General features: G+C 60.2%; 11 protein-coding genes. 7 read left to right on the forward strand and 4 right to left on the reverse strand.

Annotation, left to right across the window (positions count from 1 at the left end):
* From M5J09_RS09210 to M5J09_RS09230, 5 genes are read left to right on the forward strand one after another with little or no spacing between them, the layout of a single operon-like run.
* Window positions 1–3,165, forward strand: coding sequence for an ATP-dependent DNA helicase (locus M5J09_RS09210; RefSeq protein WP_257157654.1), 3,165 nt, complete (start codon window positions 1–3; stop codon window positions 3,163–3,165).
* Window positions 3,158–6,379, forward strand: a complete 3,222-nt coding sequence (locus M5J09_RS09215) for an ATP-dependent helicase (RefSeq protein WP_257157655.1) — start codon at window positions 3,158–3,160, stop codon at window positions 6,377–6,379. Before M5J09_RS09210 ends, M5J09_RS09215 begins: the two co-directional genes overlap by 8 nt.
* A gap of 42 nt (window positions 6,380–6,421) precedes the next feature.
* Window positions 6,422–7,534, forward strand: a complete 1,113-nt coding sequence (locus M5J09_RS09220; RefSeq protein WP_042529843.1) for a TrkA family potassium uptake protein — start codon at window positions 6,422–6,424, stop codon at window positions 7,532–7,534.
* Window positions 7,534–8,268, forward strand: a complete 735-nt coding sequence (locus tag M5J09_RS09225; RefSeq protein WP_257157656.1) for an NAD(+) diphosphatase — start codon at window positions 7,534–7,536, stop codon at window positions 8,266–8,268. Before M5J09_RS09220 ends, M5J09_RS09225 begins: the two co-directional genes overlap by 1 nt.
* Window positions 8,237–10,288 (forward strand): ATP-dependent DNA helicase UvrD2, encoded by a 2,052-nt coding sequence (locus M5J09_RS09230; RefSeq protein ID WP_308937012.1) that lies wholly within the window; start codon window positions 8,237–8,239, stop codon window positions 10,286–10,288. Before M5J09_RS09225 ends, M5J09_RS09230 begins: the two co-directional genes overlap by 32 nt.
* Before the next feature lie 11 nt (window positions 10,289–10,299).
* On the opposite strand, the gene M5J09_RS09235 is transcribed toward M5J09_RS09230, so the two are convergent.
* Window positions 10,300–11,127 (reverse strand): TOMM precursor leader peptide-binding protein, encoded by an 828-nt coding sequence (locus M5J09_RS09235; protein ID WP_257157657.1) that lies wholly within the window; start codon window positions 11,125–11,127, stop codon window positions 10,300–10,302.
* Between the two features lie 75 nt (window positions 11,128–11,202).
* Here M5J09_RS09235 and M5J09_RS09240 point away from each other — a divergent pair, with 75 nt between their 5' ends.
* Window positions 11,203–11,700, forward strand: a complete 498-nt coding sequence (locus M5J09_RS09240) for a M48 family metallopeptidase (RefSeq protein ID WP_042529850.1) — start codon at window positions 11,203–11,205, stop codon at window positions 11,698–11,700.
* Between the two features lie 30 nt (window positions 11,701–11,730).
* Here M5J09_RS09240 and M5J09_RS09245 read toward each other — a convergent pair whose 3' ends face one another.
* Window positions 11,731–13,200, reverse strand: coding sequence for a zinc-dependent metalloprotease (locus M5J09_RS09245; RefSeq protein WP_257157658.1), 1,470 nt, complete (start codon window positions 13,198–13,200; stop codon window positions 11,731–11,733).
* A 93-nt stretch (window positions 13,201–13,293) separates the two neighbouring features.
* Between M5J09_RS09245 and M5J09_RS09250 the strand changes: the two genes are divergently transcribed.
* Window positions 13,294–14,385: a PDZ domain-containing protein gene (locus M5J09_RS09250; protein WP_257157659.1), complete on the forward strand. Its 1,092-nt coding sequence runs from the start codon at window positions 13,294–13,296 to the stop codon at window positions 14,383–14,385.
* Here M5J09_RS09250 and M5J09_RS09255 read toward each other — a convergent pair whose 3' ends face one another.
* Window positions 14,386–15,084 (reverse strand): beta-N-acetylglucosaminidase, encoded by a 699-nt coding sequence (locus M5J09_RS09255; protein ID WP_239180508.1) that lies wholly within the window; start codon window positions 15,082–15,084, stop codon window positions 14,386–14,388.
* Window positions 15,085–15,150: 66 nt separating this feature from the next.
* Window positions 15,151–15,714: a PPA1309 family protein gene (locus M5J09_RS09260; protein ID WP_070536181.1), complete on the reverse strand. Its 564-nt coding sequence runs from the start codon at window positions 15,712–15,714 to the stop codon at window positions 15,151–15,153.
* Window positions 15,715–15,757: the final 43 nt, after the last annotated feature.

Genomic DNA, 15,757 nt, shown 5'->3' on the forward strand with positions numbered 1-15,757 from the left:
GTGAATTACAGCAGTCAGTCCGCCACCCGCGCCGGCGTCACGCTTCCTCCATCGCCGGATGTCCGCCTCGTTCCCCGCACTCGTCGTGTTTCCCGGCGTACATGGGATGTTCCGCTACCGAAGGAGGGAACCTGGCGAGTACTAGGCACAGCGGGGTCGGGCGTGTCGAGCTTGCTTATCGACGTTGTCGTGGAACAACTCACCAGCGGCGCCGATGCTTCCGGCATCCTCGTTGTCGCACCATCGAAAGAGTCTGGTTCCTTACTTCGCCGTGAGCTAGCCGAACATCTTGATGACTATGCCGCACAAGCTTCCATGGTGCGCTCCGTGCACTCCTTGGCTTTCGCACTCCTGCGCCGTGGAAGTGATGAGGAGCTACGGCTAATTACCGGTGCCGAACAGGATGCGGTCATCCGTGAGCTGCTTGCGGGCCACGCGGCTGAAGGCCGTGGCGCTTGGCCGGCAGACATCCGCCCAGCTTTGGACTACGTAGGCTTTGCTCGTCAATTGCGTGACCTCCTGTTGCGCGCCATCGAACGCGGGTTGGGCCCCAGCGATCTAGAGGAACTCGGTGCTCAGTACGAGCGCCCCATGTGGTCCGCAGCCGGAGATTTTCTCCGCGAATACGAGCGCATCCAGGCGCTTGCAGGTTCGCACTCGTACTCCGCGGCGGAGCTTGTCAGTCAGGTACTTTTGCGCCCAGAGCTGCTCCAGGAGCATCCATGGCACACCATTGTGGTGGATGATGCTCAGCTGTTGGACCCCACCTCCGGACAGCTCATTGCGGAACTAGCAAAAACTGCCCGCCTCGCCGTCATTGGCGGTGACCCCGATCAGGCCGTGTTTGCTTTTCGCGGCGCCAACTCGGAGTTCTTGACCACGTGGGAGGCGGGCAACGAACTGCGCCTCGAAGCTCCGCAACGCAAGCCCGCCCCGGCCTGTGTCAGCGTCGTGGATTCTCGCCGCACGTTGCGCGACGTTGTGGCCAATACGGTCCGCCGCCGTCATCTAGAAGACAACGTGGGCTGGCGCGATATTGCAGTCATCGTGCGCTCGACGGGAGACATCGGACCGGTTCGCCGCACCCTGTTAGCGGCGGGCGTTCCTGTGCACATCAACCCTACGGATGTTGTGCTGGCAGAACAGCGTTTGGTGAAGGCCGTCATGCTGGCGCTGCGTGCGCTAGAGTCCGAGCTTGACCCAGCAGACCTTGAGGAACTCATCACCGGGCCAGTAGGCGGTGCCGATCCGGTCACGTTGCGTCGTCTTATTCGCGGCTTGCGCCGTTGGAAGCCGGAGCAGCGCGGCATGGATACGCTGCGCGAGCTGCTCGAGGGTGAGCTGCCGGATTTCAATAACCTCCTTACCGAGCGCGAAGAAGCCATCTTGGTGCGTATTCGTGGCGTCCTCTCTGCCGGGCGTGAAGCCCTGCGCACCGGGGCCGCTGTGGAAGAAGTCCTGTGGGAAGTGTGGCAAGCTACCGGCCTTGATACCCGCCTGCAAGCCGCAGCATTACGCGGTGGTGCGGCCGGCTCGCAAGCAGACCGTGACCTTGATGCCATGATGGCGCTCTTTGATGCTGCGGGTGACTACGCCGAACGCCGCCCCTCAGCCTCGTTGGAGTCTTTCATTCTCCACATTACGGAACAAGAGCTGCCCACCGGTGTGCGTGACCGCCGTTCTGCGCTGCCAGATGCGGTGGAGATTCTCACTGCTCATGGCGCGGTGGGACGCGAATGGGACACCGTCGTTGTCGCTGGCGTACAGGAAGGAACCTGGCCCTCGGTGGGAGAGACTGGTTCGCTGTTCGGACAGGAGGACCTCATCGATCTGCTCGATCGTGGCATCGCACCGGGTACTCCGGTCAGCCATGTTTCCGGGCGCTTGGCAGAAGAGCGGCGTCTTTTCCACGTGGCCACGACTCGTCATCTGCATCGACTGCTCATTGTGTCGGTGGATTCCCCCGAAAGTGATGAGGTGGAAGAACCTTCCCGCTTTATCGTGGAGTTCCTGTCAGCTGGCGGCGTGGATGTTCCCGGAGCCCGGGCGCGCCGGGAAGCAGGTCAGAGGCTGTCGCGCCAGGCCCTGCCGCGCGAGTTAGGCCTGGAGCTTCCGGAGCCAAGTCCGGTAACGGTGCGTCGCGGTGGCGACAACGATGAGGAACTGGATCCTCTGGAAATCTCGGTGCTTTCTGTGCCATCCTTTGTTGCACAATTGCGCCGGTGCGCCACCGACCCAGAGTCAGGGGAGGCCGAACGTTCTCAGGCAGTACGCCAACTAGCCCGACTTGCTGAGGCTGGTGTCCCGGGCGCTCACCCGGATCAGTGGTGGGCCGCACGTTCCGTGGCCTCGGAGCAGCAGCTGCGTGGCTCCACAAGCGTGTCGCCGTCTCGGGTGGAGGCACTCATGGCGTGCCCTCTCAACGCCGTGTTGGGAAGCCTTGCTGAAGAAGAGACGACGAATATCAATCTTATTCGCGGCAACCTTGCCCATGCTTTCCTTGAAGCACTGGGGCGTGGAGTTGAACCTGGAGCTGCGAAGCAACTCGTGGTCGACGCCTTCGCGTCCCTGCTTGACGGTCCTTTGTGGCATCGTGATGCCGAGCTTGCCGATTTTGAGCGGCTCATTGATCGCACCTATAGCTGGACTCTGAGCAACAAATTGGAGTCCGTTGGAGTCGAGGTTCCCGTGGCCGTTGACGTCGCGGCTGGGGTGACCATACGTGGATACATCGACCGGCTCATGAAAGACGGTGAGGAGTACGCCGTGGTCGATCTCAAGACTGGGGGGCAGGTAGCAACGCAAAACAGCGTTCGGGACAACACGCAGCTGATGACTTACCAGCTGGCCCTTGCTCACGGAGAATTGGTCAGGGAGGACACAGCTGATGGGGAATGGGTCAAGGAAATCCGCACTGGTGGCGGTGTCCCCCGTGCTACAAGCCGGTTGATATTCCCTCGCTCCTCGGCTGCCTCCGTGACGGAACGTGAACAAACAGCGAAGCCGCCCGAGGAACTCGAGGAATTCGCAGCACAGTTACCGGCCCTCGTCGCAGAGCTGCGCGGACCCAGGCTCACTGCCCGTGAGAATGACGGCTGCGATCGATGCGCTATCCGCTCCATCTGTCCCATCATGAACGAAGGAGGTCTGGTGACCAATGCCTAATCAATCTCAGAATCCCAATAACCACTTCAGTCCTGAAGAATTGGCGGCTGCCCTGGGCAAGCCATTCCCTCCTACGGAAGAGCAGGCTGCCGTCATCGAAAGTCCGCTCGGGCCCAAACTCGTCGTTGCTGGTGCTGGCGCAGGCAAAACCGAGACGATGGCTTCTCGCGTTGTCTCCCTCGTTGCTAACGGCCTTGTGCGTCCCGAACAGGTCCTTGGCCTGACTTTTACCCGCAAGGCAGCGCAGCAGCTTGAGCAGCGTATCCGGCGTCAGCTTATGACCTTGCGCTCGTCGGGAATCCTTACTCCCGGCAGCGCTGCTGCAGAGTCCGTCGAAAACATTGTGCCCAAGGTGTCTACCTACGACTCTTACGCAGGTGACCTCGTTCGTGAATATGGGCTTCTCATGCCGGTGGAACCGAGCGCACGCATTATTACGGAGGCTGAGCGCTACGCCATTGCTCATGAGGTAGTGAGTAACTATTCCGGCTCCCTGAGTACCGATAACTCAGTTGCCTCCGTGACTGCCACCTTGTTGAACCTCGCACAGACTATGGACGGTGAACTCACGGATCCAGACACGTTGCGCGAGCATGCGGAGATTTTTCGCAAAACTGCCGAGGACCTTCCAAAAGACAAAAGGACCAAGGGCGAGTTCAGCCAGGATGTTCAGCGCTATCTTGACACGCAGCGCCTCCGTGTGGAGTACTTGCCTCTCGTGGAAGCCCTCAAGAAGGAGCAGGCTGAGCGCGGTGTTATCACCTTCGGCGAACAGATGTCCATCGCAGCTACCTTGGCCAAGAACTTTCCGCTCTTGGGAGAACAGCAAAGCGCGCGCTATCGCGTTGTCATGCTCGACGAGTACCAAGACACGTCCCACGCACAACGCATCTTGCTGCGCTCCCTCTTCGGTGGTCTGCGTGAGGGATTGTCGGTGACCGCCGTTGGTGACCCCATGCAGTCCATCTATGGCTGGCGTGGTGCTACATCCGAAAACCTTGCCGCGTTCGTGACGGACTTCCCACAACAAGACGGATCCGATGCGCCGAAAGACCAGCTCACCACGTCGTGGCGAAACCCCTCCACGGTTCTAGAGCTGGCCAACGATGTTGCTGCGAAGCTCTTTTCTGGAAGCCCAGGGCAACGTCCCGTTGATGAGCTCTCAGCGAAACCAACGGCCCCGGCAGGAACCGTTGAATTGGGCTACTTCGCCACGGAAGCAGAGGAGCGAGCCTTCATTGCGGAACACCTTCGTGAATTGTATGAGGCCACGCCTGAGGGCGAGGATTTTAGTGCTGCAGTTTTGGTACGCACTAACCGGCAATCCCCATTGATCGCTGCGGCTCTCGACGAGGTAGGTGTGCCTAATGAAATCTTCGGTGTGGGAGGACTGCTGTGGCGTCCTGAAATCCAGGACCTCGTTGCAGTAGCTACGTTGCTGGTTCGTCCGCAGAACACAACGGCAGCGTTGCGTGTGTTGACAGGACCGATGTGTGGATTGGGCATTGCTGATATCCAGGCCCTTCACTCGCGTCAGCGCAACCTAGCTGGCGCCACTGAAGGCCGTTTGCGGTGGGAGGATGGCGACCCTGTGGAGTACCTGACCGCACAGGTAGATGCCATCACAACTGAAGGCCCTGACCAAGTGCTAGGCCTTGCAGATGCCCTCGCCGATCTTGGTGAACGTGACCGCTACAGTCCAGAAGGGCTCGAGCGGATGGAGGATGTCGCGGCCAAATTGCGCTACCTGCGCACGTACTCGTTGGGTAAATCACTGAATGACATTTTCGCTGATATCGAGCTCGTCTTTGGTGTGCGTACTGAGGTTCTCGCTGCCGGCACTCTCGGAGGAACAACGCACCTCGATGCCTTCGCTGACCTAGTCGCCGGTTTCCACGGGGATAGCTTGGCTGCATTGTTGGACTATCTTGAGCTTGCCAAGGAGAAAGAGGATGGACTCGCCTTGGGTGAGGTTCCAGTAGTGCGCAACCGGGTCCAGATCATGACCGTGCACAAGGCCAAAGGCTTGGAGTGGGAGCACGTGTGCGTAGCGCACGCAGACTCATCGAGCTATAAGGCTCAGGCTGAAACATTCCTCACCAAGATTGAGAAGGCTCCCGGCGATGATGACTACATCGAGCTTCCCGAAGACGCTACAAGTCGGTCGGATTTCGGCAAAGCCTGTGTGGCATTCAAGGACCTTGACCGAGAATTCCAAGCAGAGGAAGCAGCTCGCCTTTTCTATGTAGCGATGACGCGCACAGAGTCCACGCTCACGGTGACGGGATCAGGTACCACTAAGCAAAAAGGAAAGAATAAGAAGGGGCCGTACTCCTACCTGCAACTGCTCGCCGCCAAGCATCCTGAGCTCATCATCCATTGGGAAGTCCCAGACCTCCCAGTTGAAGCTGAAGAAGGCGCAGAGCTCAAAGCTCACTTCCCGTCGCTGACCCCGCAACCGGAGGCGGTGGATGCGGCAGCAGCGGTGCGCACTGCACTGGAGGAGCTTCCGCCGTTGCGCGCTGGCGAGACCTTTGATTTGTGGGAGCAAGAAGCCAGCGCACTTATTGAAGAGCATAAGGCCCTACAGGCTCCCGTCGTTGATGTGGAGCTGCCGAGCGAACTGACGGCATCTGACATGGTGGCCATGTCAGCCGATCCCATCCAGTTCGCCCGCCGCCAACGTCGCCCCATTCCCTTTAAACCTAATTCCTATGCCAAGCGCGGTACTGCCTTCCATGCGTGGTTGGAGGAACGCTTTGGAGCACCGGCATTGTTGGGGGAGGATGAGCTGCCTGGCTCCCATGACGAACCGGACCACGATTTGGAATCACTCAAAGAGGCTTTCCTTGCCTCTGATTGGGCACAGCGGACCCCGGCACACGTCGAGGCGCCGTTTGAAATCACCATCGGGGATTCCGTAGTGCGCGGCCGCATGGATGCCGTATTTCAGCAGCCAGACGGATCGTGGCTCATTGTGGACTGGAAGACGGGCAGACGCCCGCAGGGAGCTGCGCTAAAGTCAGCACAGATTCAGCTCGCTGTATATGCCGAAGCGTGGCGCCGAATCCACGGTGTTGATTCTGTCCGAGCAGCATTTTTCTACGTCCATGAGAACTTCCTTTTGGAGCCGGAGGACTTGCCCACAGGCGCTCGTCTCGCAGAGCTTTTAGACTCTGCAGTTTCAACCCCGCCGGGGTTGAGTCTAAGGTAGTCTCACGGTACATTCGCTCCGTCCAAGGGAGGTTGGCACCTCGTGGCCAAACGCATAGGTAAACGTCTTAAGTCGCGTTTCTTACCGCAGATCGAGTTGACGTCGCAGCCTGACCATGCGCTGATTGACGTCATCACTCTCCCGCGTACGGAAAGCACCAACCCGTGGAAGCAGCTCGCACGCCGCGTTTTGTGGGCCATGGGATTGCTCGTTTTCGTCACCATCGTCGTTTACTTCGACGGCGATGGCTACAGCGAGGATCTGTCCTTCCTCGATGCGGCGTATTATTCGGCAGTGTCACTCACCACCGTGGGTTATGGTGACATCGTTCCGGTTACCCCACAAGCACGGTTTCTGAACCTCGTCATCGTTACACCTGCCCGACTGCTCTTCCTTGTGCTGTTGGTCGGCGCCACGTTGTCAGTGCTCACGGATCGCGCGCGCCGCACATTTGAAATCCAGAATTGGAGAAAACAATTGCGTAACCACACTGTCGTTATCGGCTATGGCACAAAGGGCGCTGGTGCGGTGGCCGCACTCATTGCGGATGATGTCCCGCCTTCGCAAATCGTCGTCGTTGATACGAACCGTGCTGCACTTGCCAATGCAGAACACCATGGACTCGTCACCATCTACGGTTCGGGATCGAAGCAGGACGTCCTGCGCATCGCCGGTGCACAACATGCGTCGTCAGTCGTCGTGACGCCGTCCACCGACGATACTGCGGTGCTGTGTACGCTATCCGTGCGCGAGCTCAACCCTAAGGCCAAGGTGGTGGCTTCTGTTCGTGAATCCGAGAACCGCCACCTCCTTCTGCAGTCAGGCGCTGACTCAGTGGTGACCTCTGCAGAGACCGCTGGACGCCTCCTCGGCTTGGCCACCGTTACCCCAACCGTGGTGGAGATGATGGAGGATCTTCTGTCCCCGAATGAGGGCTTCTCCGTCGCGGAGCGCGCGGTACGTGAGTTTGAAGTCGGCTCTAACCCACGCCACTTGGCAGACATCGTGCTAGCCGTCCTCCGCAACAATGAGCTGCACCGCGTGGACACCGCGGATGCGTATGCCCTGAAACCGGGTGACCGCCTGCTCTACATCAAGCATGAGATGCAGCAGGCCATTGAAGACTCCGATGAGGACGAGGACGACGACAAGTAATGTTCCTGCCTGTCACCGAAACCGGCCGGATCCCTGTTGATACAGAGGGCCGGCCGGTCCTTGTTGCCGAACCGGCAGGTGACATTCTTGTGGAGGTCGGCGAGGTCCGTGCCTTTGTACTTGAGACTTCTGCCGCTGAGAAACTTGGTGATTTGCGGGATGCCACGTTCTTTACTGGTCAGCACGCTGTGCTTAAAGCGCTGCATCTTATCCGTAACCGTCGCGAAGCACGCTTCGATCCGCGCACAGGTCAGGAGTTGGACTACCCAGCACCTGGAGCCGTGGGGCGCATAGGGGAGCGAATGGTCTTTCCGCGAGTAGATCCCGCGGTTATCGGTATCATTCATCATCCTGAGCTGGATCACATCCTGTTAGCCCGGAACCGGCACCGCCCGGGATTCTTTTCCCTCATCGCGGGTTATGTTGATCCGGGGGAGACGTTGGAGGACGCGATGGCACGGGAGGCCCTCGAAGAAACCGGCCGCCGTATCCATTCAGTGACGTATTGGGGTTCCCAACCGTGGCCGCCCAGTGGGTCCCTTATGGTGGGCTTTTCCGCGGTGGCACAGGATGTCCAACCCGTGTGCGATACTGACGAAGAACTCGCAGAGGTTCGGTGGGTGTCCCGTGCCGATGTGCCGAGTTTGACCATTGCCCGTTCGGGCTCAATTGCACACACGATGATTATGGAGTGGTTCCACGGTGATGAGACCGGATCTGTCCCTGCTCGATGAAGATCAGCGCGCCGCTGCGACGGCACCGCGCGGCCCGGTCTGCATCCTCGCGGGCGCGGGCACGGGTAAAACCCGCACGATTACCTACCGCATCGCCCACATGGTGGACCAAGGATTCGTCAACCCGCAGCGCGTGCTCGCCGTCACATTCACCACACGTGCGGCGAGTGAGATGCGCGAGCGCCTCCACCAGATGGGCGTCGGGGGAGTGCAGGCCCAAACCTTCCATGCGGCGGCTCGCCGCCAACTGAAGTTCTTCTGGCCGCAGGTGGCTGGAGACCTGCCATGGCAGCTCATCGATAACAAATTCAGCCTCGTTGGCCGCGCAGTCCGGTCATTGGGCCTAGAGAACACCAAGGACACCATTAGGGACTTCCTTGGGGAAATTGAGTGGGCTAAGTCCTCACTCATTAGCCCCGAGGGCTACCCAGGCATCATCGAGAGCACGGACCGCGAAGCGCCTGGGGATCCGAACGCCGTGGCGGAAGTTTTTCGCCGCTATGAGGATATGAAGTCTACCCCTGACCTCATGTACTTGGACTTCGATGACTTGCTCATGCATATCGCCGGGGCCATTGAAAATGTGCCGTCCGTGGCGGAAGTATTCCGTGAGCAATATCGCACCTTCGTCGTGGACGAGTATCAGGACGTCACACCGCTGCAGCAGCGCGTACTTGAAGCCTGGCTAGGGGAGCGCGATGACCTGACTGTGGTGGGTGACGCCAACCAGACCATTTACTCCTTTAACGGAGCCTCCCCGGAATACCTGCTGGACTTTTCCCGCACGTATCCACAGGCCACGATGATTAAGTTGCAGCGAGATTACCGTTCCACCCCGCAGGTCACAGATCTGGCGAATGCGGTCATTGGTAAAGCTACTGGACGCGCCGCTGGCACTCGTCTGGAGCTGCAGGGCATGCGTGAGCCGGGGCCAGAGCCCACATTTAAGGCCTATGAATCCGAGGAGATCGAGGCCAAAGAGGTCGCTGGTCAGGTGCTCACCCTGCTGAACCAGGGCGTGAAGGCCTCAGAGATTGCCATTCTTTACCGCATCAACGCGCAATCGGAGCACTTTGAGCAGGCCTTGGCGGATGCCGGAATTGTCTACCAAGTTCGCGGTGGCGAAGGTTTCTTCCGCCGCCCAGAAATTCTGGAGGCCATCCGCGTGCTCATTGCGGCTACGCGCCGCGATGATCTTCCGGAGGACCCGGTGGCTATTGCCCGTGCCGCCTTTGTGGAGCTGGGGTTAACGGCTACTGAGCCGCAGGGTGCACAGGCTCGTGAGCGTTGGCAGTCCCTCAGCGCGCTCGTGGATCTCATGGCTCAGATTGTGGAAGACCACGAGGACATTGACCTCAACGGTGTGCTGGGAGAGCTACACCGCCGTTCGGACAACAAGCACAACCCCACCATGGAGGGCGTCACCTTGGCCACCATTCACGCGGCCAAGGGTTTGGAGTGGGATGCGGTGTTCCTCGTGGGGCTCACCGAGAAGCTGCTGCCCATCAACCACGCCATCAAGGCAGGTGACGAGCAGGTGGAAGAGGAACGCCGCCTGTTCTACGTGGGCATTACCCGTGCCAGGGAGCATCTAGCCTTGTCGTGGGCATTGGCAAAAACAACTGGCTCGCGGGCCTCGCGTGAACGCACACGTTTTCTCGATGGCCTTGTTCCTGGACTCGAAGAAAGCCAATCCAGCAACCGCCGTTACCGCCCACGCCGCTGTCGGGTGTGCTCTGCTGAACTCACCAGCCCGGCAGAAAAAGTCCTCGGCCGGCACGAATGGTGTGAGTACGAGGGAGATGAGGACGTATTCACAGCATTGCGTTCCTGGCGTGCCTCAGTGGCGAAGGATTCCAAAGTTCCGGCCTACGTCGTCTTTTCCGATGCCACCCTGCAGGCCATCTCAGAGGCGCTGCCCTCCACGGAAGCTGAGCTGCTCGACGTATCTGGCGTGGGGCCTGCCAAACTGGAGCGCTATGGGGCGGAAGTCCTGCAGATCATTGCCTCTACCCACTAGGGCCGCACAGATTACCCCCTGCAATAAGGGCAGCGTGGATGCTCCAGTACGAGGCGGTGCTGTTCAACTCCGTATAGGTCAACCTCCTTGAGCTCTCCCGCCAGTGGTCGTGTGCGTGGCGCTCCAGGCGGAGCTGGACGTCCCATCAGCCGCCGGATTGTGACCACTGCATGCATGACCACCGCGGTGCGTGTCACGGGGTCTCCCGGCCGTGATGCTTCACTAGCGCGTTGGGCTACCTCGTGCCACTGTTCATCGGCATCGATGCGGTGCAGGTGTGCGCACATCGGACAAGGTCCTGTGCCTTTGACACGCACTGGCCCGATGATGCCCCGAGCGTCCAGCATGGAAACCGGAAGCCACGTCGCCGGACTTTTGTGGAGAGCATGCGCCCATTCCACCGCTCCACTGAGCATGTCGACCGCCACGATGGGCAGATGCCCGGAGACTCCTTCGATATACTTCGCGGGCGGTTCTGTGTGCAGTGGTGAGCGAGGTTGGAAATGGTCGGTGAGGAGGGCATCTCGAAGCTCATCGGCCAACACCGACGTTCCCAGCACCGCCACGCGTTGCGGTGCGGGTTCCGGCCACAGGACGTTGTAGCTGATGAGATCATCCACCACACTGCGTGCGGCCGCTGGGGTTAGCCCGGTGTTTTCAATTGATTTTTCAATGGTTTGCCTTGTCAGCGGCGTGCGAAGGCGGTTGAGCAGACTTGCCAACTGTGGGTGCGCTTCCAGCACACCGACCCGTGTGGCATCCATACCGCACTGTAAGATGCCTGGCTCGCGTTCCAGTACCGCCACGTCGGGCGCCAATGTGTAGGCCTGTGCCGCCATGTGTTCCTCCCCGTGTCGCGGCATCCCTCCCAGCCGCGGTTGGCTTCCATTGCACCACAGGTAGAATGCCCTGTCATGTCGAGTAATCCCGAAGTGCGTGTCATCCGTTCCGCCCGGCGCCGGCGTACCGTTCAAGCCCGCACTGTCGACGGCATTCTGGAGGTACGCATTCCCGCGTGGATGTCCTCCGCGGAGGAGGAGAAGGCCGTGGCGGACATCGTGGCGAAGGTGCAGAAAAAGCACACATCGACGCAGCTTTCCGACGCCTCCCTCACCACCCGCGCCCACTCTCTCAACACGCGCTACCTGGAAGGCCGCGCGAAGCTGGGGTCTATTCGTTGGGTGAGCAACCAAAAATCCCGTTGGGGCAGCTGTACTACCTCAACGGGAGATATCCGCATTTCTGACCGTCTGCAGGACGTCCCTGAGTACGTTCTTGACGCCGTGATCATTCACGAGTTAACCCATACCTTCATTTCCGGGCATGGCCCGGAGTTTTGGGAGTGGGCTGACCGGGCACCGAAAGCGGAACGGGCCAAAGGCTATTTGGAGGCCTATCAGCGCTTCCGCTAACCGCGCAGCACAGTAGTCCTGCCGCGCGCACTAGTTTTCGCGGGATTCTTTGCCTTCGCCCTCATCCTTACCCGTGCCGTCGTCCGAATCGTGGACGTCCTCGTTAGACGCGGAGTCTTGGTCGGGAGTGCCGTCTTCTTCCGCGGCATCAGTTTGGCCACTGGACTGCTGCTTGAGCATTTCCTCCAGCTTGGAGAACTCCTCTTCGAAGCCCTCGTCAGTGCTGTCATCGAGCAAACCGTCGATGAAGGAGGCAGGGTTCTCGATGTGTTCGGCCGTAGGAAGCAGGTCTGGGTGATCCCACGCGGAATCACGCTTGTCCACACCGACGGCCACGGTGGCGCGGCGCCAGAGCTCAGCGGCAGCCTCCACCTTCGGGGCGTTGAGCTCAATGCCGACGACCTGGGAGAAAGCCTTCTCGGCAGAGCCACCGGTGGAGCGGCGGTGCGACCACGCCTCATTCATAGCCTTCGTCGATGGAATGCGCTCGCCTAAGGCTTCGGTGACAACATGCTCGACCCAGCCCTCAACGAGCGCGAGCAAGGTCTCTAGGCGGGAAGCTGCGCCCGCATTACGGGAGGTAATGCGGGGGGAGAGGTCCATGCCCTGTAGTTTGCCCATCGCATCCTGGATTGCCTGCGGGTCACCGGACTCGAGGTTGAGCTCGCGGGTGGCCTCCTCAATGTGGGAGGTGTCGATGACGAGGCCCATGGCGTATTCCTCCACGGAGGATACAAGGCGTTCTACCAGCCACGGGACGTGCTTGAACAGGCGCTGGCGGGCGGCCTCACGGGCGCCGATGTAGACCAGCACCTCTTGGCCCGGAACGTTGAGGTTTCGGGCGATGGCCTGGATGTTGTGAGGCAGCAACGCTGTGGTGCCAGCAGGGGAGACCGGCAGTCCGAAATCGGAACCGGTGAGCGCCTGGGAGGCCAAATCACCGAGCGCGTGGCCGAGCTTCATGCCGAAATTCATGCTGGACATCGAGTTCATCATCGAGGTCATCGGCCCCATCATCTCGCGGGCCTCCTCTGGCAGGGACTCGAGCTGCGCATTGTTCATGTGCTCAGCCACCGGGGTCACCATGCGCTGCCACATGGGCAGGGTGTGCTCCAGCCACTCTGTGGAATTCCACGCCGTAACAGAACCGGAGGCGGTGGGGAGCAGGGTGGCATCATCAAGCCACAGCTCCGCCAAGCGCACGGACTCCTGAACCGCAGTGCGGTCCTTCTCGTTGACTTCCTTGTCTCCGGAGATCTGTTGCTGGGCGATGCGCTTGGCCAAGTCATAGTTGACCGGTCCGGAGCCTTCCGGTGAGCTCATGGAAGAACCCATGCCCGAGAGCATCTGGCCAAACTGGTTGAGGAGATCGCCTAGGCCACCGCCACCGCCAGCGCCACCCGCGCTGAAGCCGAAGGCGCCAAACGGGTTCTGGTCGCGACGATCCTTGTCGTCGTCATCATCGTTGTTGGGAAAAGAGAAACCGAATCCGTTGTTCATGCGCCCCAATCTACCGGTTTCTGAGCTAAGGATTCTAGGTTCACGGCAACGCTGAGAGCGAACAGGCCGACAAACGTTGTAGGCTGTTTCTCCGTGAATCGACAGCAGAACCCCCGAACCCGCCGCCTTCGTACCCTGACCTGGGGAGCGATCCCGGTGGCGCTGACGGGAGCCTTGCTGAGCATCGACCGCATCCCGGGCACGGACATCACGCTGACTGTTCCCTATGCTTCTGAAGGTCCGGGGCCCGTCGTGGATACCTTGGGTGAGGTCGAGGGCATGCAGGTCGTTGAGGTTAAGGCGCCCGAAACCTTTGAACCTTCTGGTCAGCTCAATATGACTACGGTGTCGGTGCGTACCAACATGACGATGGCGCAGGCGCTTGGCCGGTGGATGTTTACTGATGACACCCTCGTGCCGATCGAGAACATCATTCCCCAAGGTAAGACGGATGAGGAAGTCCAGGAGGCTAACCAGCAGGCTTTTACGCAGTCGGAGTCTGCCGCCACGGTGGCTGCCATGGATTACCTCAATAAGCCGGTGCGTATTGAGGTAGCGCAGGTGCTTGGTGACGCCCCCGCGGCCGACACGCTCCATGAAGGCGATATCATCACCGCCGTTAACGCAGAACCCGTCAGTGAACCCGGCGAGGTTCAGGAGAAGGTTCGTGAGCTCGCTCCAGGCGATGAGGTGACACTGGACATCGTTCGCGAGGGCAAGGACAGTACGGTGACAGTGACCCTCGGTGCGCATCCGGAGGATGAGGACACCCCGCTGCTGGGCATTCTTATGATGTCGGTGCCGACTGAGGACATTAGTGTGGATTACAATCTGCAGGACATCGGAGGCCCGTCAGCAGGCATGATGTTCACGCTCGCGGTCATTGACAAACTGTCCACTGAGGATCTCACGGGTGGTGTGACCGTGGCTGGTACTGGCACCATCGGTGAGGACGGACAGGTGGGGCCCATCGGAGGCATCGCCCACAAAGTTCGCGCTTCCCGGGATGCGGGCGCGGAGCTTTTCCTGTCCCCAGCGGAGAATTGTGCGGAAGCCACCAGCCGAGACACCGGTGACATGGTGGTGGCAAAGGTGCACACCCTCGATGACGCAATAACGGCAATGCGAAACTTCGCCGATGGGGCAGAAGTCGAGACCTGCGGGACCCCGCCGCACCGCGGCTAGCTAGACCAGCCCCAGCTCCTTGAGCCGCTCTTCCGGATCATCCTGGTCGGTGGAGATCATCTGCTGCATGATGAGGCCTTCGTCGTTATCGACGACGGTCAGGATTGCGGTGTTACCCAGCATGGACCAGCCCACTACGCGGTTGCCGCTGTCCTCGATGACGCGAGAACTGCGAAGCTCCGTGAGCACCTGGGTGGTCTGGGAGGCTTTGGCCTTGGATTTGAAGAACTGGAACTGGCCCACCTCAGCGCCAGAACAGTTGAAGGAGTCCGTCACACCATTGGGATCGCAGCGATCGAACTGCTCGAAAATCTCTTCCGGAACGAGGCCACCGAAAATCTCGTAGGCCTCGTTTACGGAAGCGTCGAATGTCCCTCCCGATGCCGAGCTTGGCTCGGCAGAGTCAGAGCCCTCGCCATCCTCCCCGTCAGCGGTGGAGGCAGAGCTGCGTGAACCACTCTTACCGGCAGATGCGTCCGCGGACTCGGATTCTTCAGCGGAGCTCGTCGAGACAACCGAGCTTGTTTCAGTGGCCTGCTTCGATGCAGAGGTGGGAGACTCTGGGCCCTTCTCCTCGGTGGCGGCAGCTGTAGAGGCCGGTGCTGGCTCAGGGGTTTCCTTGTGGCCGCATGCGGCAAGGAGTGAGCCGGTGGCGAGCACGACTGAGGCAGCGGCGGTGAGGCGGGTGGTCAAGCGCACGAGATACTCCTCTAAATTGCGGTACTGCGGTACACGTTGGTAATACTATCTGCCCAGTTTAGTCGATTAAAGGACGTCGTCTGGATCCTGCTCGAGGCCATAGCGCAGGGCGGCGATGACTCCGGGGGCGACGTTGGGCCCGCCACGCAACTGGATATCATCCTCCGCGAATGGGCCAGCGGCCTCTAGCTCCTCCTCAGTGGGGCGCAGCTGGAGCAAAGTGAGCTCTGCACCTTCCGTCCCATCCTCTCCCACGCCTTCGCGGAGGACACCGGAGAAAAGGCGAGCGGGGTGGGCGTCGGCAAGCGCGGCGTCTGCGGTGTCTTTGAACGTGATCTCCTGTGCCAAGATGACTCCGGCGACCTCACGCGGCCATGCCAAACGTGCAACGTACTCGGCTAGGTGCTCCGAACCCGGCTCGATACCTTCGGGGAGATCCTGGACCACGAGTGTGAGAGGGGAATCCTCGTCGACATCCCCCAGCTGCGCTGCCACCAAGTCGGTGGGGACAAGGGCAAACAGCGTAGGAGGGGCGTCCCAGCCTTCGGCGTGAATGAAATCCACGGCCTCGCGCATGGCCTTGTTGAGCGCGCGGTTAGCAGCTGGCTGGGAGTTGGGTTGGGAACTCATAAGCGTCCTTGTTCGTTGACGGTGGTAGTGCTTCTCTAGACTA

Origin of the sequence: Corynebacterium sp. BF-R-2 (assembly GCF_024586525.1) — a bacterium.
GTDB lineage: Bacteria > Actinomycetota > Actinomycetes > Mycobacteriales > Mycobacteriaceae > Corynebacterium > Corynebacterium singulare.

Coding starts and splice junctions, on each gene's coding strand:
- M5J09_RS09215 (WP_257157655.1), top strand. CDS start 3,158: ATGCCTAATCAATCTCAGAATCCCAATAACCACTTCAGTCCTGAAGAA.
- M5J09_RS09225 (WP_257157656.1), top strand. CDS start 7,534: ATGTTCCTGCCTGTCACCGAAACCGGCCGGATCCCTGTTGATACAGAG.
- M5J09_RS09235 (WP_257157657.1), bottom strand. CDS start 11,127: ATGGCGGCACAGGCCTACACATTGGCGCCCGACGTGGCGGTACTGGAA.
- M5J09_RS09240 (WP_042529850.1), top strand. CDS start 11,203: ATGTCGAGTAATCCCGAAGTGCGTGTCATCCGTTCCGCCCGGCGCCGG.
- M5J09_RS09245 (WP_257157658.1), bottom strand. CDS start 13,200: ATGAACAACGGATTCGGTTTCTCTTTTCCCAACAACGATGATGACGAC.
- M5J09_RS09260 (WP_070536181.1), bottom strand. CDS start 15,714: ATGAGTTCCCAACCCAACTCCCAGCCAGCTGCTAACCGCGCGCTCAAC.